Genomic DNA, 1,901 nt, shown 5'->3' with positions numbered 1-1,901 from the left:
CCGACGGCGGTCCTGACCTCGACGAGCACGACAGCGGTCGTCCCGCAGTCCGATGCGACCGTCGTGGCCGTCGACGAGCTGGATCTGACCGCCCTTGCGACGGGTCCGCTGGGCACGTGTATCCGTCCGGAGCACCCGGCGTACGTGATCTACACGTCGGGTTCGACGGGTCGCCCGAAGGGCGTCGTGGTGGAGCACCGGTCGGTGGCCGGCCTGATGGGTTGGGCGGCGGGGGAGTTCGGCGGGGAGGACTTCCGACGGGTCCTGGTCTCCACGTCCTTCAACTTCGACGTCTCGGTGTTCGAGCTCTTCGGCCCGTTGGTGTCGGGCGGCACGGTGGAAGTGGTGCGCGACCTCCTGGCCTTGGCGGACACCGACACACCGGTCGGTGACGTCAGCCTGGTCAGCGGTGTTCCGTCGGCCTTTACGCAGATGGTGGCCGCGGGCGAGATCCAGGCCCGCCCCCGCACGGTCGTCCTGGCAGGCGAAGCACTGACCGCGGACGCCGTCGCCGGCATCCGCACCGCCATCCCGGGTGCCCGGGTCGCCAACATCTACGGCCCCACCGAAGCGACGGTCTACACGACCGCCTGGTACGCGGACGACAACATCGAAGGCGCGGTCCCGATCGGCCGCCCCATCTCCAACGCCCGCGTCTACGTCCTGGACGGCACCCTCACCCCGGTCCCGGCGGGCGTCGCCGGTGACCTGTACATCGCGGGTGCGGGCCTGGCCCGCGGCTACCTCGGCCGCCCCGAGCTGACCGGTGAGCGTTTCGTCGCGGACCCGTTCTCGTCCGACGGCGGTCGTCTCTACCGCACCGGCGATGTGGTCCGCTGGAACGCGGAGGGTCAGATCGAGTACCTCGGTCGTGCCGACGAGCAGGTCAAGATCCGGGGCTTCCGCATCGAACTCGGAGAGGTCCAGGCCGTCCTGGCCGGTCACCCGCTGGTCGCCCAGGCCGTGGTCGTGGCCCGCGAGGACGTGCCGGGGGACAAGCGCCTGGTCGCGTACGTCGTCCCGAACGACAGCACTCCGGAGACCGAACTGCGCCACCGGACAGCCGAGTTCGCGAGCGACCGTCTGCCGTCCTACATGGTCCCGTCGGCGATCGTGGTCCTCGACGCGCTGCCGCTGAACGTCAACGGCAAGCTCGACCGCAAGGCCCTGCCCGCGCCCGAGTACGCCACCGGTAGTGGACGTGGCCCGTCCAACGCCCGCGAGGAGATCCTGTGCGGTGTCTTCGCGCAGGTCCTGGGACTGTCCGAGGTCGGTGTGGACGACGACTTCTTCGCCCTCGGCGGCCACTCCCTCCTCGCCGTCCGTCTGATCAGCCGGGTGCGTACGGTCCTCGGTGTCGAGGTTGCGCTCCGCGCCCTGTTCGATACGCCGACGGTGGCCGGTCTTGCGGCCGGTCTTGATGGTGTGGGCCGGGCCAGGCTCGCCCTGACTGCCGGCAACCGCCCGGAGCGGGTGCCGCTGTCCTTCGCCCAGCAGCGCCTGTGGTTCATCGGCCAGCTGGAGGGCCCCAGCGCGACCTACAACATCCCGTTCGCTCTCCGCCTGGACGGCGGCATCGACGGGGACGCGCTCGCCCTCGCCTTCCGTGACGTGGTCGGCCGGCACGAGGTCCTGCGGACCGTCTTCCCGACGGCCGAGAACGGCGAGCCGTACCAGAACGTCATCGAGGCCGCCGACCTCGACCGGCAGCTGAACGTCGTCGACGTGGAGTCCGCGGAGCTCGACGCCGCGGTCGCGGAGGCGGAGGCGTACGCCTTCGACCTCTCCACCGAACTGCCGATCCGGGCCACGCTCTTCGAGGCCGGTCCGGATGAGCGGGTGTTGGTGGTGGTGCTGCACCACATTGCGGGTGACGGGTGGTCGGTGGCTCCGCTGGCCCG

The 1,901-nt window shown here is 70.8% G+C and carries 1 protein-coding gene; it reads left to right on the top strand.

What is annotated here, in order from left to right:
• The coding region (locus BCL76_RS38355) for a non-ribosomal peptide synthetase (RefSeq protein WP_146228535.1) at positions 1-1,901 on the top strand (1,901 nt) is incomplete at both ends.

Source organism: Streptomyces sp. CG 926 (assembly GCF_003148825.1).
In the GTDB taxonomy this organism is placed as follows: domain Bacteria; phylum Actinomycetota; class Actinomycetes; order Streptomycetales; family Streptomycetaceae; genus Streptomyces.
This window is presented reverse-complemented; position numbering and strand designations above follow the sequence as displayed.